The sequence below is a fragment of the Pseudomonas putida W15Oct28 genome (genome assembly GCF_000708715.2).
In the GTDB taxonomy this organism is placed as follows: domain Bacteria; phylum Pseudomonadota; class Gammaproteobacteria; order Pseudomonadales; family Pseudomonadaceae; genus Aquipseudomonas; species Aquipseudomonas putida_R.
Map to the genome: position 1 here is coordinate 25910 of NZ_JENB01000031.1, position 23550 is coordinate 49459.

23 protein-coding genes are annotated in these 23550 nt (G+C 62.9%); 15 read left to right on the top strand and 8 right to left on the bottom strand.

Annotation, left to right across the window (positions count from 1 at the left end; all coding sequences use genetic code 11):
• Nucleotides 1-38 precede the first annotated feature (38 nt).
• The 3 genes from AK81_RS20020 to AK81_RS20030 form a co-directional block, all read right to left on the bottom strand.
• On the bottom strand, nt 39-1160 hold the full coding sequence (locus AK81_RS20020; RefSeq protein WP_016499196.1) for an aromatic ring-hydroxylating oxygenase subunit alpha: 1122 nt from the start codon (nt 1158-1160) through the stop codon (nt 39-41).
• 120 nt (nt 1161-1280) lie between these two features.
• A complete protein-coding gene (locus AK81_RS20025; protein ID WP_050491923.1) occupies nt 1281-2879 on the bottom strand; it encodes a BCCT family transporter in 1599 nt (532 codons plus the stop codon).
• Nucleotides 2880-3073: 194 nt separating this feature from the next.
• A complete protein-coding gene (locus AK81_RS20030; RefSeq protein ID WP_016499198.1) occupies nt 3074-4165 on the bottom strand; it encodes a tartrate dehydrogenase in 1092 nt (363 codons plus the stop codon).
• Nucleotides 4166-4262: 97 nt separating this feature from the next.
• Between AK81_RS20030 and AK81_RS20035 the strand changes: the two genes are divergently transcribed.
• Nucleotides 4263-5174 carry a LysR substrate-binding domain-containing protein gene (locus tag AK81_RS20035; protein ID WP_043201734.1) on the top strand — a complete coding sequence of 304 codons (912 nt, stop codon included), beginning with the start codon at nt 4263-4265 and terminating at the stop codon, nt 5172-5174.
• A 164-nt stretch (nt 5175-5338) separates the two neighbouring features.
• On the opposite strand, the gene AK81_RS20040 is transcribed toward AK81_RS20035, so the two are convergent.
• Nucleotides 5339-5821 carry an Lrp/AsnC family transcriptional regulator gene (locus AK81_RS20040; protein ID WP_016499200.1) on the bottom strand — a complete coding sequence of 161 codons (483 nt, stop codon included), beginning with the start codon at nt 5819-5821 and terminating at the stop codon, nt 5339-5341.
• A gap of 123 nt (nt 5822-5944) precedes the next feature.
• Here AK81_RS20040 and AK81_RS20045 point away from each other — a divergent pair, with 123 nt between their 5' ends.
• From AK81_RS20045 to AK81_RS20060, 4 genes are all read left to right on the top strand, one after another.
• Nucleotides 5945-6976: a histone deacetylase family protein gene (locus AK81_RS20045; RefSeq protein WP_043201737.1), complete on the top strand. Its 1032-nt coding sequence runs from the start codon at nt 5945-5947 to the stop codon at nt 6974-6976.
• An 87-nt stretch (nt 6977-7063) separates the two neighbouring features.
• Nucleotides 7064-8470 carry an amino acid permease gene (locus tag AK81_RS20050; RefSeq protein ID WP_043201738.1) on the top strand — a complete coding sequence of 469 codons (1407 nt, stop codon included), beginning with the start codon at nt 7064-7066 and terminating at the stop codon, nt 8468-8470.
• 271 nt (nt 8471-8741) lie between these two features.
• The gene (gene eutH, locus AK81_RS20055; protein ID WP_043201739.1) at nt 8742-9974 is read left to right on the top strand and encodes an ethanolamine utilization protein EutH; all 1233 of its coding nucleotides are present in this window, start codon (nt 8742-8744) and stop codon (nt 9972-9974) included.
• Nucleotides 9975-10088: 114 nt separating this feature from the next.
• Nucleotides 10089-10886, top strand: a complete 798-nt coding sequence (locus AK81_RS20060; RefSeq protein WP_043201741.1) for a helix-turn-helix transcriptional regulator — start codon at nt 10089-10091, stop codon at nt 10884-10886.
• A gap of 147 nt (nt 10887-11033) precedes the next feature.
• Here the strand turns inward: AK81_RS20060 and AK81_RS20065 are convergent, their stop codons facing one another.
• The 3 genes from AK81_RS20065 to catR all read right to left on the bottom strand — a co-directional run bounded on the left by AK81_RS20065 (nt 11034) and on the right by catR (nt 14126).
• Nucleotides 11034-12305 carry a D-arabinono-1,4-lactone oxidase gene (locus AK81_RS20065; RefSeq protein ID WP_043201743.1) on the bottom strand — a complete coding sequence of 424 codons (1272 nt, stop codon included), beginning with the start codon at nt 12303-12305 and terminating at the stop codon, nt 11034-11036.
• Nucleotides 12306-12333: 28 nt separating this feature from the next.
• A complete protein-coding gene (locus AK81_RS20070) occupies nt 12334-13101 on the bottom strand; it encodes an SDR family NAD(P)-dependent oxidoreductase (protein WP_043201746.1) in 768 nt (255 codons plus the stop codon).
• Nucleotides 13102-13253: 152 nt separating this feature from the next.
• Nucleotides 13254-14126 (bottom strand): HTH-type transcriptional regulator CatR, encoded by an 873-nt coding sequence (gene catR, locus AK81_RS20075; protein WP_043201749.1) that lies wholly within the window; start codon nt 14124-14126, stop codon nt 13254-13256.
• Between the two features lie 135 nt (nt 14127-14261).
• On the opposite strand from catR, the gene AK81_RS20080 reads away from it, so the two are divergent.
• The 10 genes from AK81_RS20080 (at nt 14262) to AK81_RS20125 (ending at nt 22909) form a co-directional block, all read left to right on the top strand.
• Nucleotides 14262-15383 carry a muconate cycloisomerase family protein gene (locus AK81_RS20080; RefSeq protein WP_043201751.1) on the top strand — a complete coding sequence of 374 codons (1122 nt, stop codon included), beginning with the start codon at nt 14262-14264 and terminating at the stop codon, nt 15381-15383.
• A gap of 21 nt (nt 15384-15404) precedes the next feature.
• Nucleotides 15405-15695, top strand: a complete 291-nt coding sequence (gene catC, locus AK81_RS20085; RefSeq protein WP_016487549.1) for a muconolactone Delta-isomerase — start codon at nt 15405-15407, stop codon at nt 15693-15695.
• Between the two features lie 43 nt (nt 15696-15738).
• A complete protein-coding gene (gene catA / locus AK81_RS20090; RefSeq protein ID WP_043201753.1) occupies nt 15739-16674 on the top strand; it encodes a catechol 1,2-dioxygenase in 936 nt (311 codons plus the stop codon).
• 642 nt (nt 16675-17316) lie between these two features.
• Nucleotides 17317-18486 carry an indole-3-acetate monooxygenase gene (gene iacA, locus AK81_RS20095; protein WP_043201756.1) on the top strand — a complete coding sequence of 390 codons (1170 nt, stop codon included), beginning with the start codon at nt 17317-17319 and terminating at the stop codon, nt 18484-18486.
• Nucleotides 18487-18503: 17 nt separating this feature from the next.
• Nucleotides 18504-18866 carry a hypothetical protein gene (locus tag AK81_RS20100; RefSeq protein ID WP_043201759.1) on the top strand — a complete coding sequence of 121 codons (363 nt, stop codon included), beginning with the start codon at nt 18504-18506 and terminating at the stop codon, nt 18864-18866.
• 16 nt (nt 18867-18882) lie between these two features.
• Nucleotides 18883-20166 carry an aromatic ring-hydroxylating oxygenase subunit alpha gene (locus tag AK81_RS20105; protein ID WP_043201762.1) on the top strand — a complete coding sequence of 428 codons (1284 nt, stop codon included), beginning with the start codon at nt 18883-18885 and terminating at the stop codon, nt 20164-20166.
• Nucleotides 20166-20642 (top strand): aromatic-ring-hydroxylating dioxygenase subunit beta, encoded by a 477-nt coding sequence (locus tag AK81_RS20110; RefSeq protein ID WP_043201765.1) that lies wholly within the window; start codon nt 20166-20168, stop codon nt 20640-20642. The genes AK81_RS20105 and AK81_RS20110 overlap by 1 nt, the downstream gene beginning before the upstream one ends.
• Before the next feature lie 10 nt (nt 20643-20652).
• The gene (locus AK81_RS20115; protein WP_043201768.1) at nt 20653-21393 is read left to right on the top strand and encodes an SDR family NAD(P)-dependent oxidoreductase; all 741 of its coding nucleotides are present in this window, start codon (nt 20653-20655) and stop codon (nt 21391-21393) included.
• 47 nt (nt 21394-21440) lie between these two features.
• Complete coding sequence (locus tag AK81_RS20120) at nt 21441-22400, top strand: PDR/VanB family oxidoreductase (RefSeq protein WP_043201771.1); 960 nt, start codon at nt 21441-21443, stop codon at nt 22398-22400.
• 11 nt (nt 22401-22411) lie between these two features.
• Complete coding sequence (locus tag AK81_RS20125; RefSeq protein WP_043201774.1) at nt 22412-22909, top strand: flavin reductase; 498 nt, start codon at nt 22412-22414, stop codon at nt 22907-22909.
• A gap of 138 nt (nt 22910-23047) precedes the next feature.
• On the opposite strand, the gene AK81_RS20130 is transcribed toward AK81_RS20125, so the two are convergent.
• Nucleotides 23048-23527, bottom strand: coding sequence for a MarR family winged helix-turn-helix transcriptional regulator (locus AK81_RS20130; RefSeq protein ID WP_043201776.1), 480 nt, complete (start codon nt 23525-23527; stop codon nt 23048-23050).
• Nucleotides 23528-23550 lie beyond the last annotated feature (23 nt).

Genomic DNA, 23550 nt, shown 5'->3' on the forward strand with positions numbered 1-23550 from the left:
CGCACCTTTACGTGCAAATAAACGTGGAGCGGTTGCTATCAATCGTCGAGGTGGGCCACGGCGATCAGGTTGTGGAAGTGGGCAATGCCGTGTTCGCTCATGCCACTGCGCTCGCGGTCGGCCATGATCCGGCCCTGGCCACGGTAGCCACGCGACTTCAGGCCCTTTTGCACGCTTTCGACCAGGCGCAGGTCTTCTGGGCGGAACACTTCGCGGTACCAGTCGATCAGCTTCTGCTGTTCCTCGGTGATGTCCTTGTTGAGGAAGTAGATGTCGTAGTGCTGCAGGGTGGTTTCGGCATCGACCGGGAACTCGTAGATCACGGTCATGAAGTTGGCCCCTGGCGGCACGTTGAACATGGTGCACGGCCAGGCCCAGAAGCCGGCGAACGACGGGTCTTTCACGTTTTCGTCGAACTTGAACGACTGCTCCGAAGGCTTGGCCAGGCCATATTGCAGGGTCCAGTTACCGTGCATGGTGTGGCTGTACTGGCCGACGTCCACCGAGTCGGAGAAGCCTGGGTGCGCCGGGGCGCAGTGGTAGCACTCCAGGTAGTTGTCGACGATCGACTTCCAGTTGGCCGGGGTGTCGCTGACGAAACGCGCCGCCAGGTGCAGGTCGTCGATCACCGCGCAGGCTTCGCGCATGCGTGCTTGCATGCCTGGCAATTGGTCTTCGACGGAGCCCGCGTCCATGTCCATGTTGATGAAGATGAAACCGGCGTATTCCTCGACGCGCAGCTGCACCAGGGTGGAGTTCTCTTTGTCGAAATTGACCACGTTGTCGCAGTTGCGGGCGTGGGCCAGTTCGCCGTCGAGCTTGAAGGTCCAGGCGTGGTACGGGCAGGTGATGACGTTCTTGGCCTTGCCGCTGCCGCTGAGCAGCTGGTGGCCACGGTGCGGGCAGACGTTGTAGAACGCCCGCAGCACGCTGTCACGGCCGCGCACGACGATGATGCTTTCGCCAATCACGTCGCGGGTGATGTAGGCATTGTTGTCTGCCACCTCGCTGCGGTGGCCCACACAGATCCAGCTGCGGGCGAAGATGGCTTCTTTCTCGTGTTCGAACACCGCGGCCTTGGTGTAGAAATTGGCCGGGATGGTGAAGGCCTCGTCGGCGTTCGCGCAGAAATCGGCGGGCAGGCGTTTGAAGTCGTTCATGACAGGTTTCTCACAAGCTCGGTTTATAGTTGTTGGTTAACGCGTATCTGTTGGTTAACAGGCCAGGCAAAAAAATTTGCAACCCCTCAGAGGGGCCGCAGTACGGCCCCTCTGATTGAATCAATGCACGGCAGCAGCGCTGCGCGGGGCATGTTCGGCAGGTTGTTCACCGGCCATCCGTGCCGCCTCTTCTTCGATGACGTGGGCCGGTACGTGGCCGTAGTCGGCGATCATCCACTTGAAGAAGCCGTAGATTTTCACCAGCAGAATCACCATGAACGGGATTGCGGTGAGCACCACGGCGGTCTTCATGGTCGACAGCGAGGCCTTGGCGAACAGCATGGCCAGCGGCACCAGGGTCAGCACCACGCACCAGAACAGGCGGTGGGTGGGTGTCGGGTCGTCACCTTCACGCAGGTTGCGGGTGCTGGTGGCAGCCACCGCGTAGGCCGCGGCATCCATGTGCGAGGCACAGAAGATGGCCATGATGAACAGGTACACGCCAAGGAACACCTGGCCCCACGGCAAGGCCAGCAGCAGGTGCGTCACGGCCGATTCGCCGCCTTGCTCGGCGAGCATTTTCGGCACATCCACCGCGCCGGTGATGAACTGGTGCATGCTGTAGCTTTCCAGCGCGCCGAAGAAGAACCAGCAACCAAAGCTGCCCCCCATCAGCAGGGCCAGGACCACTTCCTTGATCTGCCGGCCGCGCGACACGCGGGTGACGAACATGGCCACGCCCGGTGCGTACGACACCCACCACAGCCAGTAGAACACTGTCCAGTTGCGGGTGAAGGCACCGTCGCCGGCCGGGTCGGTGAACAGGCTCATGTGCACGTAGTTCTGGATCATCAGGCCAATCGAGTTGGCGGTGTTGTTGAGGGTGAACTGGGTAGGGCCCACCAGCAGCACGACCGCGGCAAACACCAGCGCGCCGATGCACACCATCTTGCTCAGGCGCTGCAGGCCACCGTCGATACCGATGTAGGAGCTGAGGGAGAACATCACCGCCACGCCGCCGATCACCATCAATTGCACGGTGAAGGTATCCGGGGTGCCGGTCAGGTCATGCAGGCCACGCGTCAGGGTAGAGGCGGTGAGGGCCAGCGACACGGTCAGTGCGCCCATCATGGTCAGCAGGAAGATCAGGTCGACGGTACGGCCTACCGGCCCGGTGGCCTTGAAGCCCGTCACCGCTTCGATCACCGAAGCCAGGTTCAGGCCGCTCTTCTTGCGTACATGGAAGTGGTAGGCCATGGCCAGCGAGGCCAGGGCGTAGATCGACCAGGCGCTGATACCCCAGTGGAAGAACGAGTAGCCCACGCTGTACTCGAGTGCCTTGGGGGTGGCCGCGGCGATGTTCAGGCCCGGGGTCTGGTAGTAGTAGGCCCATTCCATCACGCCCCAGTAGAGGGTCGACGAACCCATGCCGGCGCAGATGAACATGAACACCCAGGTGGCGGTGGCGTATTCAGGCTTGCCACTGCCCAGGCGGATGTTGCCGTACTTGCTGAAGGCCAGGTACAGCACGGCCAGGGTACTGGCAAACACCAGCACCTGCACGCTGGTACCGAAGGTGCGGGTGGACAGCTCGAACAACTGGTTGGCAGCGCTTTCAGCCTGGGCGGGGAAGGCTGCAAGGCCGATCACGGTGAGCAGTACGGCGATCAGGCTCATGGTAATCAGGAACACATCAATCTTTTTATTCTTGTGCGACATCATCGTCTCCTGGACGTTGGCGTACTTGTTATACCCGGCAGGCATCCGGGGTGTTGCGGTACCACTCCTTCCTTGGTCGTTAACTTATGGTTAACTAATATCTAATGGTTAACAGATTTTGCATACAATCCACGCCGCTCGCAAGAGGCAAACGGCCGATTGTCAGACACTTCTGACAATCGGCCCCGGGTGCATCAGGCTTCGATCAGCGCGGTGATGGCCTGGCCCACTTGCTGGGTAGACTGCTGGCCGCCCATGTCGCGGGTCACGTCACCGGCGGCGATCACCTGCTCGATGGCTTTGAGGATGTCGTCGTGGGCAGCGCGGTAGCGTGGGTCGGTGCCTTCGTTGCCGAGGAAGTCGAGCATCAGCGCACCGGACCAGATCATCGCGATCGGGTTGGCGATGTTCTTGCCGTAGATGTCTGGCGCCGAGCCGTGCACCGGCTCGAACAGCGACGGGAACTTGCGCTCGGGGTTCAGGTTGGCCGATGGCGCGATGCCGATGGTGCCGGCGCAGGCCGGGCCGAGGTCGGACAGGATGTCGCCGAACAGGTTCGAAGCCACGACCACATCGAAGCGGTCCGGTTGCAGAACGAAGCGGGCGCAGAGGATATCAATGTGCTGCTTGTCCCAGCTGATTTCCGGATAATTGGCTGCCATTGCGGCAGTGCGTTCGTCCCAGTACGGCATGCTCACGGCCATGCCGTTGGACTTGGTGGCCGAGGTGACGTGCTTGCGCTCGCGGGTCTGGGCCACTTCGAAGGCGTACTTGAGAATGCGGTCGACGCCACGGCGGGTGAACACCGATTCCTGCAGCACGAACTCGTTCTCGGTGCCTTCGAACATGCGCCCGCCCAGCGACGAGTACTCGCCTTCGGTGTTTTCGCGGATGACCACGAAGTCGATGTCGCCCGGTTCACGGCCAGCCAGCGGGCAGGGTACGCCGGGGAACAGGCGCACCGGGCGAATGTTCACGTACTGGTCGAAGTCGCGGCGGAACTTGAGCAGCGAACCCCACAGCGAGATGTGGTCCGGCACCTTGTCTGGCCAGCCCACGGCACCGAAGTACAGGGCGTCGAAACCCTTGAGCTGTTCGAACCAGTCGTCCGGCATCATCTTGCCGTGGGCCAGGTAGTAGTCGCAGCTGGCCCACTCGAAGAACTCGAAGCTGATGTCCAGGCCATGCTTGCGCGCAGCGGCCTCGACCACACGAATGCCCTCAGGCAGTACTTCGTTGCCGATGCCGTCGCCTGGGATTGCCGCGATTCTGAAGGTCTTGCTCATGGGGTGCACTCGTTGTCTAGGGAACAGGTGCTGGCCATGCTATAAGGGCTTTGCCTGGAGATAATCTGGCCAATCATGGATTCTTGGAACACGATACGTGAATAATCTGCCCAGCCTCGACGACCTAAACATCTTCCTGCAAGTGGCCAGGCGCGCCAGCTTCGCGGCCGTGGCCGACGAGCTGGGCATGTCGGCGGCGTACATCAGCAAGCGCATCCGCATGCTTGAGCAAACCCTGGAAGTGCGCTTGTTGCACCGCACCACCCGGCGGGTGACGGTGAGCGAGGAGGGCGAGCGGGTGTATCAATGGGCGTTGCAGATATTCGATGCGGTGCAGCGCATGGGCGATGACATCAGTGCCCAGCACCGCGAGCCGGCCGGGCAGTTGCGCATCGCCAGCAGCCTGGGCCTGGGCCGGCGTTTCGTGGCGCCGGCTTTGTCGGAACTGGCCGAACGCTACCCGCGGCTGGACATTCGCCTGGATGTGCACGACCGCCTGGTGGACCTGATTGCCGAAGGTGTCGACCTGGACATCCGCGTGGGCAACGCCATTGCCCCCAACCTGATCGCCAAGCCGCTGGCCCGCAACCGCCGGGTGCTGTGCGCCGCGCCGGCATACCTGGCGCGTCGCGGTACGCCCAAGGTGCTGGGCGAACTGGGCAGCCACGACTGCCTGGTGATCAAGGAGCGCGACCACCCGTTCGGCGTGTGGCAACTGACGGGGCCGATGGGTGAAGAAAGCGTGCGGGTGACCGGCGGCCTGTCGACCAACCATGGCGAAGTGGCGCACCAGTGGTGCCTGGACGGGCGCGGGATACTGCTGCGTTCATGGTGGGACGTGCACGACAGCTTGCAGGACGGGCGCCTGGTGCAGGTGCTAGAGGCCTATCACCAGCCGGCGGACATCTGGGCGGTGTACACTTCGCCGCTGGCCAGTTCGGCCAAGGTGCGGGTGGCGGTGGACTTTTTCCGGCAGTACTTTGCCGAGCGCTACAGCCTGCCGGAGTAAGATCAGGCCCTGGCGCGCTTTGTGTAGGAGCGGCCTTGTGTCGCGATGGGCTGCGGAGCAGCCCCAGATGTCAGCATTGACGCATAGATTGCCGGGGCTGCTTTGCAGCCCTATCGCGACACGAGGCCGCTCCCACAAAAATCAAAAGCGGAGCGCGGCGGGTTTCAGGGCACGGGTATTCGGGAAACCGCCTTCACTTCGCGCAGCGCCAGGCTCGACTGGATCGAGGCGATGCCTGGCTGACGGCGCAGCACCTCTTCGACAAACCGCCCATAACTCTCCAGGTCATTCGCCAACACCGTCAGCACATAGTCCGCCTCGCCAGTCACCTTGTGGCAGGACAGCACCTGCGGCAGCTTCAAAATCACCTGCTCGAACTCATCCGGTGCGTTGGCCGAATGGTTGCCAAAGCGCACCTGGGCAAACGCCATTACGTCGTACCCCAGCTTCCTGCGGTCGAGGTTGGCCTGGTAATCCTTGATGATGCCCAGCTCCTCCAGCCGTTTGCGCCTGCGCCAGCAGGGCGTCACGGTCATCGACAGGCGCTCGCCCAGCGCAGCGCTCGACAGGGTGCCGTCCTCCTGCAAAAGGCGCAGCAGCTCGCGGTCGGTGTCGTCCAGTTGTTCGATAGCAAAGGCTTTGCTCATAGGTGGCCAACCCTGTGAATATTTTGCTCAAGCATCCGGTTTGGTTGAGCATAAAGCAAAGCATTTTCACCGCTCTGTCGCGAAAATTGGTTATCCGGTAACCCCTTGGAAAAGGACATTCGCGTGCTGACAGTCTTTAGCAACAACCACCGCTTGCACCATGGCTCGGAACTGAAGGACGGCGCCATTACGCCATCGTTCGAAAACCCCCAGCGTGCCGACACCGTGCTGGCCCGGGTGCACAGCACCGGCCTTGGCGACGTTATTGCCGAACAGGCTTTCGACCGTAACTGCTACGTCGCGGCGCACAGCGAGCGCTATGTAAGCTTCCTGGAAAACGCCTGGTCGGAATGGGCCGCCACAGGCAAGACCCACGACGCACTGCCACTGGTGTGGCCCGTGCGCGACCTGGCCATCGACCGTGAGCCCGGTTTCATCGACGGCAAGCTGGGCTTCTATGCCATGGACGCAGGTGCGCCGATCACTGCCGGCACCTGGGAAGCGGTGCGCAGCAGCGCCAACGTTGCCTTGACCGGCATGCAGCGCATCATCGACGGTGCCGACAGTGCCTTCGCCCTGTGCCGCCCACCGGGGCACCATGCAGCGCGGGAATACATGGGCGGCTACTGCTACCTGAACAACGCCGCCATCGCCGCCGAGCGCTGCCTGAGCCAGGGCGCCAAACGCGTTGCCGTGCTGGACGTGGACTTCCACCACGGCAACGGCACACAGAACATCTTCTACGATCGCCCTGATGTGTTCTTCGCCTCCCTGCATGGCGACCCGCACGTGTCCTACCCGTACTTTTCCGGCTACGCCCATGAACAGGGCGCAGGCGCTGGCGAGGGTTTCAACGCCAACTACCCGATGGGCAAGGGCACGCGCTGGGCCCAGTACCAGCTGGCTTTGCAGGACGCGCTCAAGCGCATTGTCGCGCACAAGCCGCAGTTCCTGGTGGTGTCGCTGGGTGTCGACACCTTCGAGGATGACCCGATCAGCCACTTCAAGCTCACCAGCGAAGACTTTCTGCGCATGGGCGCCGAGATCGCCAGCGCCGGTATCCCGACCCTGTTCGTGATGGAAGGCGGGTACATGGTCGACGAGATCGGCATCAACGCCGTGAACACCCTGCAAGGTTTTGAAAGCGCGCGCTAACCCGCGTAACAAGCCGTGACGAAGCCTCTAAAGGGCCTCGCCACGGCACAGCGACATGTGACAGGCCAACAATAACAAGAGGTCGCCATGCAAGACATGCCCGCAAGCCTTGAGCAAAGCAAACCGGTAACGCCCGACCGTGAAGGGCACCTGCAACGCACGCTGGAAAACCGCCACATCCAGCTGATTTCCATAGGCGGCGCCATCGGCACCGGCCTGTTCATGGGCTCGGGCAAGGTGATCGCGCTGTCCGGCACCTCGATTCTGCTGGTGTACGCCATCCTCGGGTTTTTCGTGTTTTTCGTCATGCGCGCCATGGGCGAGTTGCTGTTGTCCGACCTGCGCTTCAAGTCGTTCGCCGACATCGTTGCCCATTACCTGGGGCCGCGCGCCGGCTTTGTGCTGAGCTGGTCATACTGGCTGAGCTGGAGCGTGGCGGTGGTCGGCGACGTGGTCGTGGTGGCCGGGTTCTTCCAGTACTGGTACCCCGATGCACCAGCCTGGCTACCCGCGTTCTTCACCCTGTTCGTGCTGCTGGGGTTGAACATGCTGGCGGTGCGGATATTCGGCGAGGTGGAGTTCTGGTTCGGCATCATCAAGATCGTCGCCATCGTACTGCTGATCATCACGGCGGCGGTGATGATCGCCACCTCCTATACCTCACCCAATGGCGTGGTGGCTTCGCTGTCCAACGTGGTCGCGCCCGGCGCGGTGCTGCCCCATGGCATCAGCGGTTTCTTTGCCGGCTTCCAGATTGCCGTGTTTTCCTTTGCCGGCACCGAACTGATCGGCACCACCGCCGCCGAGGCGAAGAACCCGCATCGCTCGCTGCCCAAGGCCATCAACACCATCCCCTTGCGCATTCTGCTGTTCTACATCCTGGCGCTGGTGTGCATCATCAGCGTGGTGTCGTGGGCCGAGGTGCCGGCCAACCGTAGCCCCTTCGTCGAGCTGTTCCTGCTGGCCGGGTTCCCGGCGGCGGCCGGCATGATCAACTTCGTGGTGCTGACCTCGGCAGCCTCTTCGGCCAACAGCGGTGTCTACTCGGGCTGCCGGATGCTGTTCGGGCTGGCCGAGCGGCGTAACGCGCCGGCCCTGTTCGCCAGGCTTTCGGCACTGAGCGTGCCGGTGTACAGCCTGGTGTTTTCCGGCGTGTGCATGCTGATCGGGTTGAGCCTGCTGTTCATCATCCCGGAGGTGATGACGGTGTTCACGCTGATTTCGACCGTGTCGGCGATCCTGGTGATCTTTACCTGGTCGATGATCCTTGCGGCGTACCTCGCCTATCGCAAACGCAACCCGGCTGCGCATGATGCCTCGGTGTTCAAGTTGCCGGGCGGGGTGCCGATGGCCGTCACCACCCTGGGCTTCCTCGGCTTTGTGCTGGTGCTGCTGGCGCTGCAGCCGGATACCCGGTTGGCGCTGTGCGTGATGCCGTTGTGGTTCGTGTTCCTGCTGCTGGCCTACCGCCGCCGCACTCAACCAAACGCCTGAGCACAACACCTATCCTGTGGGAGCGGGCGTGCCCGCGAACACCGGCGCAGCCGGTGCCATGTACCGAGTCGCCTGCTTCGCGGGCATGCCCGCTCCCACAGGGCCTGTGTCAGGCTGACAACCGCATATACCTCCCGGTATATGGACAGCCCACCACCTGCCGAATAGCTTAAGCCCTCGACGGGGCACGCCTTGCACGCGCCATAACAACAACGATGCCCCGTGACATTTCAGTCCTGCCAACCCCACAACTCTAAAAATGAGGCGGCAAATGGAAAGCATCGGCACCTATGTCATCTACGTCATCATGGTGTGCGCGGTACTGGGTGCCGTGGCATCCATCTACAACCCTGAAGGCGAGCTGGGCCAGGAGTTCATCGCCGGCTTGCACAGCATCGGCCCCATCTTCATCCCCGTGGCCGGCATCATGGCGGCAATCCCGTACATCTCTGCGGGCATCAGCCACGTGATCGCGCCGCTGTTCCAGGCCATCGGCGCCGACCCTGGCATCGCCGGCCCCATCTTCATCGCGTCCGACATGGGCGGCTACCAGTTGGCCAAGGCCCTGGCGCAAAGCCCGGAAGGCTGGATCCTCGGCCTGATCACCGGCTTTCAGTGCGGCGCCACGATCATCTTCGTCATCCCGGTAGGGCTGGCCATGCTGCGCAAGGTCGACCACAAGTACATGGCCCTGGGGATCATGGCCGGGCTGCTGACCATCCCGGTGAGCATCATGATCATTGCCATGACCATGCAGGCCCTGGGCCTGAACGTGCGTCCCGACATCGCCACCACCGGCGCCGCCACCCAGGCGCTGCACTTCACCTGGGCGATGCTGCTGCGCAACCTGATGCCGCTGATTCTGTTCTGCATTGCCCTGGCCGCGGCGTTGCGTTATTTCCCGACGCTGATGGTGTACCTGTTCCTCAAGCTCGGCCAGTTCATGTACATCGCCGTGGTGCTGGTGCTGGTGGCGTCCATCGTGCAGTACTTCACCGGCCTGTTCAGCCACCTGTTCGGCAGCTGGGGCTTCGCGCCGATCATCGCCGATGCCGACGACCAGTTCCGCGCGCTGGAGATTGCCGGCTACATCGGCCTCATGCTGTGCGGGGCGTTCCCCATGGTGCACCTGCTCAAGCGCTTTCTGGCACGGCCGATCGAGCGGGTGGCCTCGCGCTTTGGCATGTCGGGTGTTGGCGCGGCCGGGGTGCTGGCGGCCTCGGCCAATATCCTGGCCATGTTCCGCCTGGTCAGCGAAATGCCGCCCAAGGACAAGGTGCTGGTGATTGCCTTCTCGGTGTGCGCCGCCTTCACCTTTGGCGACCACATGGCCTTCTCTGCCAACTTCCAGCCGTCGTTGATCGTGCCACTGATGATCGGCAAGCTGAGTGGCGGCCTGATCGCGATGCTGCTGGCCAGCTGGCTGGCGGTGCCCAAGGCGCAGGAGATGGGGCGTGAGGACGCCGCCGCAGGTGCCTTCAAGGTGGCGGCCGAGCCGTCCTGAGCAAAAAGCGTCATGCACATGATCCGGAGCGTCCAGGGCGCCCCGGATTTTGTGCTTTTTGCCGATCAAGGCGGTAAGGTCGCACAGGCCTTCCGTGCACGAGCGTGGTGAACAATGACAAATGATGAGGCGAACGGGCTGGCGGCGGTGATCGACGCCATTGGCAGCGACTTGTTGGGGCCGGCGCTGGATGCGTGGCTGCGCAGCAAGCTGGCGTTCGACATGAGTTGCGCTTACCTGTTCCAGTTCAACCAGCCGGCGCTGCTGGTGCATAACGGCTACAACCACTCGGTGACCGAGCGCACCCTGAATGCTTATGTGCGCGGCGGTTACCTGCTTGATCCGTTTTACGTCGCCTGCGTCAACGAGCACCCGGCCGGGTTGTGGCGCATGAGCGAACTGGCCCCTGACTGCTTCTTCTCTTCAGGGTTTGCCATCTCCAAGGATATCCACCCCTGTGTGTCTTCCGACTACGGCACGGCGGTGGAGGAGGTGGGCTTTATCATTCCCTTGCAGCCCCAGGTGGCGATTGTCCATTCGCTGATGCGCAACCACAGCAGTGGCGATTTCAGTGCCGCGGAAATGGACCTGTTGGCAGGGATGGCGCCGTTTCTGGCATCGGTATTCGGCCAGCATTGTCGGTTGCGTTATGCCGACCGCCTGCGCGCTTCACCCGAGGGGGCGGTGCTGGAGGATGCCTTTGTCGAGATCCTGCAGGGGCAACTGACGGAGACCCAGCGCTTTATCGCCAAGCTGCTGTTGCAGGGGCACAGCAATGCATCGATTGCGCGGCAGATGAACATCTCGGATGGGACGGTGAAGGTGCACAAGCACAACATTTACCAGCGGCTGGAGATATCCACCAACGCCGAGCTGTTCCGCCTGTTTATCGATTACCTGGCCAAGGCCTGACACAGCAAGGGGCCGCTTTGCGGCCCAATCGCCGGCAAGCCAGCTCCCACAGGAATGTCGCTGCCCTTGAGGCCTGTGTTGTACCTGTGGGAGCTGGCTTGCCGGCGATTGGGCTGCAAGGCAGCCCCTGTATGCAGCAAGTTCAGGTTACTTGAACAGCGGGCTCAGGTGCTCGCTGAGGTAGATGCCCTGTGGGTCAAGCTGGCGGCGCAGCTTGCGGAAGTCTTCGGCGCGCGGGTAGATGGCACTGACATCCTCACCGGTCAGGAAGTGCAGCTTGCCCCAGTGCGGCCTGGCGCCATACGAACGCAGGATCTGATCCACCGCCCGCAGGTAGTCCCAGTAGTCGGTACCCGGCTGGCCAGACACCGAGATGGTGGCACTGTCCTGCTCGAAGAAGGGGCTCATCCACGCGCCGTCACCGGCAGTGAAGCGGTATTCGATGGGGTAGATGGCCTCGGGGAAGTCTTCCAGCATCAGCTTGCGCACGGCCCGCAGTGCTTCCTTGCTGTGGCGCACAGGCACCGCGTACTCCAGTTCGTGGAAGTTGGGCAGATACTCGATGGGGTACACGTCCGAGCTGTAGGCCACTTTCTCGAACTCGCTTTCCCAGGCCGGGCGGTCGGTGATGTCCATGACCTTCACTTCACACATGTCAGTGGTGCGCCCGCTGGTGGAGGTGGCGGCGGTATCGGGCAGACAATAGCAATGGCGGCTCTGCTCGTAGGGGCACCAGAAGAAGCTGAAATGGCGGTGCTTGCGCGCCAGTTCATCGTGCTTTTCCATCACGCTTTCGAAGTCTTCACGCCAGATGCGCTCGTGCAGGTTGAAGCTGTCGGTCACCTGTAAGGTCAGCTCGGAAACGATGCCCAGCACACCCAGCGACACGCGGCCTGCCTGCAACAGGTCGGGGGTGCTTTCGTCCACATTGAGGATTTCGCCATTGGGCTGCACCAGCTTCATGCCGACAATGGACGAAGCCAGGTTGCCCAGGGTCAGGCCGGTGCCGTGGGTGCCGGTGGTCAGGGCACCGGCAATCGACTGGCTGTCGATGTCGCCCTGGTTGACCATCGACAACCCGGCTGCACGCAAGGCCTTGCCGAAGGCATTGATGGTGGTGCCGGCGGCAGCGGTGACGCGCTTTTTCTCGTGGTCGATATGGCGCACGCCGCTCATGTTGGCCAGGCTCAGGTGCAGGCCGTTGGTGAGCGCCACCGGGGTAAAGGAGTGGCCGGAGCCTGCCACGCGCACGTTCATGCCGTTGCTGCTGGCCTGGTTCACCATCGAGCACAGTTCGTCCTCGCTGGCCGGCGCCCCGCGCGCGGCGCGGATGCAGGACTGGTTGCCGGCCCAGTTGCGCCAGTGCGCGTGCTCCAGGCCAAATTCGTTGATATGCATGTTGTTGGAAGAGGTGCTCACATTGCTCTCCTGCTTGTTGTTCTTCTAGTCAGATGGCCGTGTAGCCGTTGTCGGCAAACAGGTGCGCGCCGTTGACGAAACTGGCGTCGTCACTGGCCAGGAACAGGGCTGCGGTTGCGACTTCCGAGGGTTGGCACAGGCGCCCCTGAGCGGCGGCGATGGCCTGTTCACTGACGTCCACGCCATGCTGGCGCAGCATGTCGATTTCGCGCAGGCCGTGGGCGGTGGCGATGAAGCCCGGGCAGATGGCATTGGCCCGGATGCCCCGGTCGCGAAACTCCACCGCGATGGCCCGGGCAAACATGTGCGTGGCGCCCTTGCTGGTGCAATACAGCACCTCCATCGGTGTGCCCACCACCGCAGAAATGGACGAGGTACAGACGATGCTGCCACCACCGGCGGCCAGCATGCCGGGCAGCACTGCGCGGGTGACCAGGAACATGCTTTTCACGTTCACCGCCATCACCCGGTCCCATTCTTCTTCGCTGGTTTCCAGGAAGGGGGCGGCCGCGAGGATGCCGGCGTGGTTCATCAGCACGGTGATGTGGCCGAAGGCCTTTTCCACGGTGGCTACAGCGGCCTTCACCTGCTGCGCATCCGATACATCGGCTGCGGCGAAGATGGCCTCGTAACCAGCATCACGCAATTGCCGGGCAACCTCGGCGCCCTTGCTGCCGGGCAGGTCGACAATGCCGACCTTTGCCCCTTCTGCTGCGAACAGCTGCGATGCGGCCAACCCGCAGCCACCCGCGCCGCCAGTGATCAGCGCCACCTTGCCGTTAAGACGTCCCGCCATGTTCGACTCCCGTTGGTTTTTATTGATCTGTTCTTGCTGCCCGGGCGTTTCGCGATTCGCGTGTCGGAGCATGAAACAGATCAACGGGAACATCCATATACCGATGGGTATACGGGGCAGGCATAGCTATGGGGCAGGGGCTGTGGTTTTGCTCACCCGACCTGTTGGGCGATCAATGCCAGGCACCGCTGCACGATCGGGCTCACATCACCCTTGCGCCGGCTGAGGATGATCGGGCTGACGGCGCTGCTATCAAGCAAGCCGACATACTCGATATCGGTGCGGTGCTGCTGTTGTACCGATGCTGGCACCAGGGTCACCCCCACGCCGACAGCTACCAGGCCGATGGCCGTCTGCAGTTCGTTGGCCCACTGGCTGACGCGGATGCTCATGCCGTGCTGGGCGAACAGCGCCAGCACGTGGTCGGCGTAACTGGGCCGGGGGTTGGCCGGGTAGAGGATGAACGCCTCGCCAGCCAGTTGGGCGAGGCTGAGCGGGCTGCCGGCCAGCGGGTGGCCCTTGGGCAGCACGGCCACCAGCGGGTCTTCAAGCAGTACCTGTTGGTGAATGGCCGCATCCTCGATACGGATGCGCCCGAAGGCGATGTCGATGCGCCCGCTCTTCAGCGCTTCCACCTGCTGCAGCGTGGTCATCTCGCTCAGGCCCAGTTCCAGCTCGCTGTCCTGGCGCAGCTCGCGGATCAGCTCTGGCAGCACGTTGTACAGGGTCGAGGGGGCAAAGCCGATGCCCAGCCACTGGCGCTGGCCCTGGCCGATGCGGCGGGTGTTGTCGCTGATGTTGTGCAGTTGCTGCAGTACGGTGCAGGTCTGTTCATAAAAAAAACGGCCGGCTTCGGTCAGCCGCAGCGGGCGTTCGCGCACTACCAGCAGGGTCCCGAGCTCGTCCTCCAGCTGGCTGATCTGCCGGCTCAAGGGCGGTTGGGCAATGTGCAGCAGCTCGGCGGCGCGGGTGAAGTTCAGGGTCTCGGCCAAGACCTTGAAGTAACGCAGGTGGCGCAGCTCCATCAGACCTCCAGGGTATGGTGGGAGATTCATTTGATATTGGACGGTCATCAGGGTCTCGCGCAATCCTTGAACAATCAAGTAAATGCACCATTCGGGCCTGCAACTGGCAGCCCGACCTGACGGGACCTGGCAACAATGACAAGCGCGCTGATTGAACGTATTGATGCAATTATCGTCGACCTGCCGACCATTCGCCCGCACAAGCTGGCAATGCACACCATGCAGCAGCAGACCCTGGTGGTATTGCGTGTGCGTTGCAGCGATGGCGTGGAAGGTATTGGTGAGGCCACCACCATCGGGGGCCTGGCCTATGGCTACGAAAGCCCCGAGGGCATCAAGGCCAACATCGACGCGCACCTGGCCCCGGCGCTGATCGGCCTGCCGGCGGACAACATCAACGCCGCCATGCTCAAGCTGGACAAGCTGGCCAAGGGCAACACCTTTGCCAAGTCGGGTATCGAAAGCGCCTTGCTCGATGCCCAAGGTAAACGCTTGGGCCTGCCGGTCAGCGAGCTGCTGGGCGGCCGTGTGCGCGACAGCCTGGAAGTGGCCTGGACCTTGGCCAGCGGCGACACCGCCCGCGATATTGCCGAAGCACAGCACATGCTGGAAATCCGCCGTCACCGGGTGTTCAAGCTGAAGATTGGCGCCAACCCGGTGGAGCAAGACCTCAAACACGTGGTGACGATAAAACGCGAACTGGGCGACAGCGCCAGCGTGCGGGTGGACGTGAACCAATACTGGGACGAATCCCAGGCCATCCGCGCTTGCCAGGTGCTTGGCGACAACGGTATCGACCTGATCGAGCAACCGATTTCGCGCATCAACCGCGGTGGCCAGGTGCGCCTGAACCAGCGCAGCCCTGCACCGATCATGGCCGATGAGTCCATCGAAAGCGTCGAGGATGCCTTCAGCCTGGCCGCCGACGGCGCGGCCAGCATCTTTGCCCTGAAAATCGCCAAGAACGGCGGCCCGCGTGCCGTGCTGCGCACCGCGCAAATCGCCGAGGCCGCCGGTATCGGCCTGTATGGCGGCACCATGCTCGAAGGTTCGATCGGCACCCTGGCCTCGGCCCATGCCTTCCTTACCCTGCGCCAACTGACCTGGGGCACCGAGCTGTTCGGCCCGCTGCTGCTGACCGAAGAAATCGTCAACGAGCCACCGCAATACCACGACTTCCAGCTGCACATTCCCCGTACCCCAGGCCTGGGCCTGACCCTGGACGAACAGCGCCTGGCGCGCTTCGCCCGTCGCTGATCAGCAAACAAGGAGATAATCATGCTGTTCCACGTGAAGATGACCGTGAAACTGCCGGTCGACATGGACCCGGCCAAGGCCACCCAGCTCAAGGCCGATGAAAAGGAACTGGCCCAGCGCCTGCAACGTGAAGGGACCTGGCGCCACCTGTGGCGCATTGCCGGGCATTACGCCAACTACAGCGTGTTCGATGTGCCCAGCGTCGAGGCGTTGCACGACACCCTGATGCAACTGCCGTTGTTCCCGTACATGGACATCGAGGTCGACGGCCTGTGCCGGCATCCCTCGTCGATTCACAGCGACGACCGCTGATACGCACCTGTCTACCTGACAAGAACAATATGAGGTACGCACGATGACCGTGAAAATTTCCCACACTGCCGACATTCAAGCCTTCTTCAACAAAGTGGCTGGCCTGGACCACGCCGAAGGCAATCCGCGTTTCAAGCAGATCATCCTGCGTGTGCTGCAAGACACCGCACGCCTGGTCGAAGACCTGGAAATCACCGAAGACGAGTTCTGGCACGCCGTTGATTACCTCAACCGCCTGGGTGGCCGTAACGAAGCTGGCCTGCTGGCCGCAGGCCTGGGCATCGAGCACTTCCTCGACCTGCTGCAGGACGCCAAGGACACCGAAGCCGGCCTGGGTGGCGGCACCCCGCGTACCATCGAAGGCCCGTTGTATGTAGCCGGGGCACCGCTGGCGCAGGGCGAAGCGCGCATGGACGACGGCACTGACCCGGGCGTGGTGATGTTCCTGAAAGGCCAGGTGTTCGACGCCGACGGCAAGCCGCTGGCCGGCGCCACCGTCGACCTGTGGCACGCCAACACTCAAGGTACCTATTCGTACTTCGACTCGACCCAGTCCGAGTACAACCTGCGCCGCCGCATCATCACCGATGCCGAGGGCCGCTACCGTGCGCGGTCCATCGTGCCATCGGGGTATGGCTGCGACCCGCAGGGCCCGACCCAGGAATGCCTGGACCTGCTCGGCCGTCATGGCCAGCGCCCGGCGCACGTGCACTTCTTCATCTCGGCACCCGGGCACCGCCACCTGACCACGCAAATCAACTTCGAAGGTGACAAGTACCTGTGGGACGACTTTGCCTACGCCACCCGTGACGGGCTGATCGGCGAGCTGCGCTTTGTCGAGGATGCTGCGGCGGCGCGTGATCGCGGCGTGCAAGGCGAGCGTTTTGCCGAACTTGCGTTCGACTTCCACCTGCAGGGGACCAAGGCGCCGGAGGCCGAGGCACGCAGCCACCGGCCGCGTGCGTTGCAGGAAGGCTAAACCGGCCTGGCTGCCACTGTGGAAGCAATTGTATTGCTCAAAATTTGAAAGCTTGCGCAAACTCTGTGGGAGCGGGCGTGCCCGCGAACACCGGCAAAGCCGGTGCCATTCACCGCGTCGCCTGATTCGCGGGCACGCCCGCTCCCACAGGGGCCGGTAAAGTTTGAGCGTTGCGTAGCCCTGTTCATTTTTGCCTGGGCCTTTCCGTGCGGGGAGGGCCTGGGCTTTTTGCTCTCTGCTGAAAATCCATCTGCATTTCCCTCCTGCTTCCCCTTCTGGTCCTTTCGAAATATCCCTCGCTGAATTACGTGAAAAGTGGTCTAAATATTTTTGCGCTTTCGCTTAAGTGCAGGTCTATCCGTTTTTTGTAAAAAATCTATATAAATCAATATTTAGCGTGGTTTTGGCTGTCTTAAAACGCAAATAAACGAGGTATTTTTCTCTGTTTTTAGCGTGAAAATTCAATTGACAATTCACGTAAATAATCGCAAATATCTGTCACCGGCACCCAAAACAAGAGAGACAGATCATGCCGCCCCAACCTGCCTTCGCTTCCCCGCGTGGCCGGTGCTTGCCAGTGGCCAGCGCCGCCCGCCATTCCCAGCCTCAACACCCGAACCGCGCCTGAGACGGAGATAGTCCATGGATTCGCTTTGCCTGCGTGACGCGCCCGTGTCGGCGCTTGCTTCCGGGCCTGCTTTCGAGGCCTTGCTTGATGGCGTTCGTGATCGTGCCCGCCTCGGTGAGTTTGATCGCCAGCGCCACATTTCCCGCGATGTGATCGATGCGTTCAAGGCCCATGGCGTGTACCGCGCCCTGGTGCCCAAGCGCTTTGGTGGGCTGGAATGCTCGCCAGCGGCCTTCTGCGAAATGATCGAACGCATCGCCCACGCCGACGGCTCCGCCGGCTGGGTGGCCAGCTTCGGCATGAGCCCGGTGTACCTGGCGGCGCTGCCGCTGGAGACCATTGCCGAGATCTACGGCAACAGCCCCGACACCGTGTTCGCCGGTGGCATCTTCCCGCCACAGCCGGCCGAAACCGTGCCCGGCGGCTTCAAGGTAAATGGCCGCTGGAAGTACTCCAGCGGCTCGATGGGCGCCGACATCGTCGGTGTCGGCATCACCCCGCGCAACGGCGACAAGCTCGACCTGCCACGCCTGGCGGTGCTGCCGCGCAGCCAGGCGCGCATCGAAGAAACCTGGGACACCGTCGGCCTGCTCGGCACCGGTAGCCACGACCTGGTGGTCGAGGATGTGCAGGTGGGCGAGCAGTGGACCTTCGTGCGCGGCGGCAAGCCAAACCTGGACGAGCCGTTCTTCCGCTACCCGTCGTTGTCGTTCGCCACCCAGGTGCTTTCGGTGGTCGGCCTGGGGATTGCCCGCGCCGCACTGGACGAGCTGTCGGGGATGGCCAGCGGGCGCATTTCGGTCACCGGTGCTCCGGCCTTGGCCGACCGGCCACTGGCCCAGGTCGACGTGGCCAAGGCCGAGGCCGCCCTGCGTTCGGCGCGGGCGTTCTTCTACGAAGCCATCGAGCAGGCCTGGGGCCACGTGCTGGCCGGTGACCCGGTGCCGGTCGGGGTGACCAACCTGCTGCGCCTGTCCTCGACCCACGCCGCGCGCGTCGCCGCCGAAGTGGCGCGCAGCGCGCAACTGCTGTCGGGCATGACCGGTATCTACAACGAAAGCCCGCTGGCGCGCTGTGTCAACGATGCGCAAGTGGTCACCCAGCACGCCTTCATGGGCGATGTCACCTACCAGAACGCCGGAGCCATGTTCTTCGGTAAACAGCCCCTGCCGGGCTACCTGTAACCCTCGGGAGATTTGTCATGAGCGACACCAAAGCCTTGCGCGTGCTGTTCTGCATGGGCATCAACCAGAACTTCTTCGATGCCCCACGCGAAGAGCAGCTGCAGGTGTGGGCCGCCTTCAGCGCCATGTGGAATGGCATCCACGACCTGCCCGCGGTGCGCGTGCTGGGCAACATGGACGACGACCAAGGCATGGTCGGCCCGTCCGACGGCTTCCCCTGGACCACCTACCTGCTGGCCGATGTGCCCGACATCGAGACCGTGCACGCCGCCTGCAACCTGTTCCGCACCACGGCGGTGGGCGAGGGGCCTTACAAGCTGTGGCGCTATGCCAAGGTCGAAGCCCGTGTCGGCCGTGAACTGATCATCCAGCGCGCCTGAGAAGAGGACTAATCCCGTGAGCAACCTGATACCCGCCATCAACCTGGCAATCGACCCGGCCGAACTGGTGCAGCCCGACCGCGTCCACACCTCGCTGTACACCGACCCGGCGCTGTTCGATGCCGAGCTGGAAAAGATCTTTCACAGCACCTGGATCTGGGTCGCCCATGAAAGCGAAATCCCCGAGGCCGGCAGCTACAAGACCACCTACATCGGCAAGCAGCCGGTGATTGTGGTACGCGACCGCAAGAAGGCCATCAACGTGCTGCTCAACCGCTGCCGGCACCGTGGCGCCACCGTGTGTGAGCACAAGAAGGGCAAGACCAACAGCTTCGTCTGCCCGTACCACGGCTGGGGCTATGCCCTGGACGGTTCGCTGCGCGGCATCCCGCACCCGGAAAGCTACGGCGACTGCCTGGACAAGGCCGAGCTGCCCTTGGTCAGCCTGCGCACCGAAAGCTACGCCGGCATGGTCTTCGCCACCTTCAAGGACGATATCGAGCCGCTGGAGGACTTCCTCGGTGCGGCGAAGAAGTGGATGGACCTGTTCATGAAGCAGGGTGCCGGCTACGGCATCAAGGTGCCGGGCGAACACCGCTTCCGCTTCCCCGGCAACTGGAAGATCCAGCTGGAAAACACCACCGACGCCTACCACTTCCCGCTGGTGCACAAAAGCTTCCTGTCCTCGGTCGATGAGCAGACCCTGGCGCTGTTCGACTTCGTCAAAGGCCCCGGCTATGTCGAGGACCTGGGCAATGGCCACAGCGTGATGGTGATGATCCCTGACCTGGTCGACCTTGAGGCCGACCTCGACAAACCCATCCCGGAACGTTTCGAAAGCCTGGCCGCCGAGCTGCGCGACGAAGGCATCGACGAGTTGCAGGTGCGGCGCATTGTCCGCGCGGTCGGTGGCTCGGGCTTCAACCTCAACCTGTTCCCCAACGTGGCCTGCTCGATGGCGTTCTTCCGTGTGCTGCAGCCGGTTTCGGTGAACGAAACCGAAATCCACCACGCGGTGATCACCATGGACGGCGGCCCGGCGGCGGCCAACCGCTACCGCCTGCGCCTGCACGAGCACTTCCAGGGGCCGATGGGCTTCGGCACGCCAGACGACTCCGAGGCGTGGGAGCGGGTGCAGAAGGGCGCCCGCGCCGGTGAAGACCTGTGGATCATGCTCAACCGTGGCCTGCCGGGTGAAAAACCCAGCGCCGATGGCCTGATTTCTGACGTCAGCGCCGAGACCGGCATGCGCGCGGCGTACCAGCAGTGGAAGAAGATGATGACTGCGGAGGCCAAATGATGAACCTGAACCTGTTCAATGAAGTGACCGCGTTCATCTGGCAGGAAGGCGACATGCTCGACCATGGCGAGTACGGCGGCTGGCTTGACCTGTGGACCGAAAAAGGCACCTACATCATCCCGATCGACCCCCGGGAAACCGACTACGAGAACACCCTGAACTACGCCTATGACGACCACCACATGCGTGCCCTGCGTGTGCAGCGGCTGGTCGGTGGCGAGTCGATCTCGACCAGCCCGCAGCCGCGTACCGTGCGCACCCTCTCGCGTATCCGTGTGCTGGGCGACGACGGTGTAAACGTCACCGTGCGCGCTGCGCAGAACGTGCGCGAGTTCCGCAAGGAAAGCCTCAAGCACTACAGCGCCGACCTCACCTACACGCTGGTGCGTGCCGAGGGCGGGTTCAGGATCCACCGCAAGGTGATCAGCCTGATCAACAGTGACGATACCCTCGCCGGTATCGGCTACATCCTCTGAGGAGACGGCCATGAACCAAGTCGCATTGGTCACCGGTGCCGGCCAAGGGCTGGGCCAGCGTTTCTGCGCCCGGCTGCTTGCTGCAGGCTTTGATGTGGTGGTGTCGGACCGTGACCTGGGTCGGGCCCAGGCCGCTGCCGAACAGTTGCAAGCACTGGGTGGGCGCACCTTGGCGGTGAAGCTGGATGTCGCCAGCAAGGCGGATTTCGAGCAGGCCCTGGCCCAGGTGCTGGAACAGTTCGGTGGCTTGCACGTGGTGGTGAACAACGCCGCCGTGACCAAGACCACACCCCTGATGCAGATCAGCCCGGAAGAGTTTGACGCCGTGGTCGGCCTGAACCTGCGCAGCGTGTTTCTTGGCTGCCAGGTGTTCGGCGCGTACCTGGCCGAGGCCGGTTACGGGCGGATCATCAACATGGCCTCGCTGGCCGGGCAGAACGGCGGCACCGCCACTGGCGCGCACTACGCGGCGAGCAAGGGCGCAATCGTCACCCTGACCAAAGTCTTTGCCAAGGAGTTCGCTGCCCGGGGTGTCACCGTCAATGCCATCGCCCCCGGCCCCATCGACTCGCCGGCGGTGCATGCCGCGGTGCCGGCCGAACGGCTGCCGGGCCTGCTGGCCAACATTCCGGTACAGCGCCTGGGGGATGCCGACTTTCTGGGCGACCTGATCGTGCAGCTGGCGCGGCCCGAGGCGTATTTCACCACCGGGGCGACCTGGGATGTGAACGGCGGCCTGTTCATGCGTTGACATTGACGGGGCGCCCGCGCGCCCCTGGCTATTACAGGACACCGAGCATGAATGAAGAACTGTTGAACGTAGTTGTGCGCAAGCGCGAGATTCAAGGGGCCGACGTGGTCGTGCTCGACCTTGGGCGAGCCGACGGCGCTGCCTTGCCGGCGTTCGAGGCCGGCGCGCACGTGGATATCCACGTGGCACCCGGCCTGGTGCGCCAGTACTCGCTGTGCAGCGACCCGGCGGATGCCTCGGTGTATCGCCTGGGCGTGTTGAAAGACCCGGCTTCCCGCGGTGGTTCGGCAGGTGTGCATGAGGCCCTGGTGGAAGGGCGCGAGGTGCAGATCAGCGCGCCGCGCAACCTGTTCCCGCTGGCGGCCGGGGCTACCCGCTCGATCCTGCTGGGCGGCGGCATCGGCATCACGCCGATGATCGCCATGGCCCACGCCTTGCACCAGCAGGGCGCCGATTTCGAGCTGCACTATTGCGGGCGTTCGCGCAGCCGCAGTGCCTTTCTCGAAGTGCTGGCCACCGCGCCGTTCGCGGCACAGGTGTTTACCCATTTCGACGATGAAGCCCCAGCCCAGCGCCTGAACCTGGCGGATGTGCTCGGTGCTGGCCTACCCGGCACGCATCTGTACACCTGCGGCCCGTCGGGCTTCATGGACTGGGTGATAGCAGGCGCACGGCAGCAGGGCTATGCAGAAGAATACATCCACAAGGAGTACTTCCAGGTCGAGGTTGACGCCACGGGCCAGGGTTTCGAAGTGGTCGCCGCGCGCAGCAACAAGACCGTGCAGGTGGCCGAGGGCCAGACCATCCTCGATGCCTTGGCGCAGGTGGGCATCCGCATCGACATTTCCTGCGAGCAGGGTGTGTGCGGCACCTGCATGTGCGAGGTGCTCGAAGGCGAGCCCGACCACCGCGATGTGTACTTGACCGATGAAGAGAAGGCCGCGAACGACCAGATTCTGGTGTGCTGTTCGCGGGCCAGGTCGAACAAGCTGGTGCTGGATATCTGAGGAGCATGACCATGGTAGAGATAACCCGTTTTCGCAACGCGATGGCCATGCTCGGTGGCGCCGTCTCGGTCATCACCACCGACGGCCCCGCCGGGCGCTTCGGCTTCACGGCTTCGGCGGTGTGCAGCGTGACCGACTCACCGCCCACCTTGCTGGTGTGCATGAACCGTTCTTCGTATTCCAACGAGCAGTTCAAGGCCAACGGCGCGTTGTGCGTGAACGTGTTGGCCGGCACTCATCAGGAATTATCCGGGGTGTTTGCCAACCGCCACCTGAGCATGGAGGAGCGCTTTGCCTCGACCGTGTGGACGGTGCTGGAGAGCGGGGCGCCGGTGATGCAGGAGGCGCTGGTGAACTTCGACTGCCGCATTGCCCAGGTGCACGAAGTGGGCTCGCACAGCATTTTCTACTGCGAGATCCAGGATATCCGCCAGGGCGGTGCCGATGATGGGCTGGTGTATTTCAACCGCGCTTATCACCGGGTGTGCGAAACCTCCAAGGCGTGTTGAGGCAGTGGGCTGCTGCGCAGCCCAATCGCCGGCAAGCCAGCTCCCACATCGACCGCATCGGCCTCAGGTCATGTGCAATACCTGTGGGAGCTGGCTTGCCGGCGATGAGGCCAGAGCAGGTTACCTGGTAATGGCTGGCTAGAAGGTATCCAGGTTATGGAAAACCACCTCGAGCATCTTGTTCAACCGCTGCACCTGCGCCTCGGTCAGCCCTTTGAAGCTGCGCTGGAACAGGTCCCGGGTCACGTCCTGCATACGCGCGATGTTCTGCAGGCCGGCTTCGGTGATGCGCACCTGGGTCACACGGCCGTCTTCGGGGCTGGGCGCGGTGTCGACCAGGCCGTCGTCCTTCATGCGGTAGACGATCTTGGTGATGGTCGACAGCTTGGCAATGGCATGGGTGGAGATTTCGGAAATGCTCGATTCACCGTTCTCGTTGAGGATCCACAACACGCGCCAGCGCGGCACGTCGAGGTCGATCTTCTTCAGCAGCCGTTCCATGTTCTGGGTGTAGCGGCCATGCACACGGGCCAGCCAGTAGAAGGGGAAGTCTTCCTTGCGAAACTCATCGCTGGCCGGGTCGTGATGGCTGTGGCCTTTGTTCTTCGAGGTGCTCATCGCTTCACTACTTGTGCGGAAAT

Excerpts from the sequence above, each read along its gene's own strand:
- AK81_RS20110 (WP_043201765.1), top strand. The coding sequence starts at position 20,166 with ATGAACCTGAACCTGTTCAATGAAGTGACCGCGTTCATCTGGCAGGAA.
- eutH (WP_043201739.1), top strand. The coding sequence starts at position 8,742 with ATGGAAAGCATCGGCACCTATGTCATCTACGTCATCATGGTGTGCGCG.
- AK81_RS20050 (WP_043201738.1), top strand. The coding sequence starts at position 7,064 with ATGCAAGACATGCCCGCAAGCCTTGAGCAAAGCAAACCGGTAACGCCC.
- catA (WP_043201753.1), top strand. The coding sequence starts at position 15,739 with ATGACCGTGAAAATTTCCCACACTGCCGACATTCAAGCCTTCTTCAAC.
- AK81_RS20100 (WP_043201759.1), top strand. The coding sequence starts at position 18,504 with ATGAGCGACACCAAAGCCTTGCGCGTGCTGTTCTGCATGGGCATCAAC.
- AK81_RS20040 (WP_016499200.1), bottom strand. The coding sequence starts at position 5,821 with ATGAGCAAAGCCTTTGCTATCGAACAACTGGACGACACCGACCGCGAG.
- iacA (WP_043201756.1), top strand. The coding sequence starts at position 17,317 with ATGGATTCGCTTTGCCTGCGTGACGCGCCCGTGTCGGCGCTTGCTTCC.
- AK81_RS20025 (WP_050491923.1), bottom strand. The coding sequence starts at position 2,879 with ATGTCGCACAAGAATAAAAAGATTGATGTGTTCCTGATTACCATGAGC.
- AK81_RS20120 (WP_043201771.1), top strand. The coding sequence starts at position 21,441 with ATGAATGAAGAACTGTTGAACGTAGTTGTGCGCAAGCGCGAGATTCAA.
- AK81_RS20030 (WP_016499198.1), bottom strand. The coding sequence starts at position 4,165 with ATGAGCAAGACCTTCAGAATCGCGGCAATCCCAGGCGACGGCATCGGC.
- AK81_RS20080 (WP_043201751.1), top strand. The coding sequence starts at position 14,262 with ATGACAAGCGCGCTGATTGAACGTATTGATGCAATTATCGTCGACCTG.
- AK81_RS20070 (WP_043201746.1), bottom strand. The coding sequence starts at position 13,101 with ATGGCGGGACGTCTTAACGGCAAGGTGGCGCTGATCACTGGCGGCGCG.
- AK81_RS20130 (WP_043201776.1), bottom strand. The coding sequence starts at position 23,527 with ATGAGCACCTCGAAGAACAAAGGCCACAGCCATCACGACCCGGCCAGC.
- AK81_RS20125 (WP_043201774.1), top strand. The coding sequence starts at position 22,412 with ATGGTAGAGATAACCCGTTTTCGCAACGCGATGGCCATGCTCGGTGGC.
- AK81_RS20115 (WP_043201768.1), top strand. The coding sequence starts at position 20,653 with ATGAACCAAGTCGCATTGGTCACCGGTGCCGGCCAAGGGCTGGGCCAG.
- AK81_RS20020 (WP_016499196.1), bottom strand. The coding sequence starts at position 1,160 with ATGAACGACTTCAAACGCCTGCCCGCCGATTTCTGCGCGAACGCCGAC.
- AK81_RS20060 (WP_043201741.1), top strand. The coding sequence starts at position 10,089 with ATGACAAATGATGAGGCGAACGGGCTGGCGGCGGTGATCGACGCCATT.
- catC (WP_016487549.1), top strand. The coding sequence starts at position 15,405 with ATGCTGTTCCACGTGAAGATGACCGTGAAACTGCCGGTCGACATGGAC.
- catR (WP_043201749.1), bottom strand. The coding sequence starts at position 14,126 with ATGGAGCTGCGCCACCTGCGTTACTTCAAGGTCTTGGCCGAGACCCTG.